The sequence below is a fragment of the Neisseria sp. P0009.S007 genome (assembly GCF_051962515.1).
This window is the reverse complement of the sequence record NZ_JBQCVF010000933.1, coordinates 1-389: the sequence shown is the minus strand read 5'-3', so window position 1 is coordinate 389 and position 389 is coordinate 1. Positions and strand designations below refer to the sequence as shown.

The window sequence follows — 389 nt, the reverse complement described above, 5'->3', positions numbered from 1 at the left end:
ACTTGGAAACGGACTTGTTCAGGCGCGGTGCCACCCAAGTGGTTGCGTGCGTTTAAGCTGCCTTCGGGTGTCAACACGCTGTAAACGTCGTCGGCAATCAAATCGCTGAAACCTTGCAGGACTTCAAGCGGCAATTCGCTCAAATCAACGCCAGCTTCATCGGCATGGCGCACGGCTTGGGCAACGACTTCGTGGCTGTCGCGGAAAGGCATACCTTTTTTCACCAAGTAATCCGCCAAGTCGGTAGCCGTTGCAAAACCCTGCATTACGGCAGCGCGCATATTGTCGGGTTTGACGGTCACGCCGCGCATCATGTCGGCGTAAATGCGCAGGGTGTCGATAAGCGTGTCGGCAGTGTCAAACAAAGGCTCTTTGTCTTCCTGATTATC

The 389-nt window shown here is 54.5% G+C and carries 1 pseudogene; it reads right to left on the bottom strand.

Going from position 1 to position 389, the window contains the following annotated elements:
• Positions 1-389: pseudogene (locus tag ACTHS3_RS17180) on the bottom strand (argininosuccinate lyase); the annotation flags it as partial.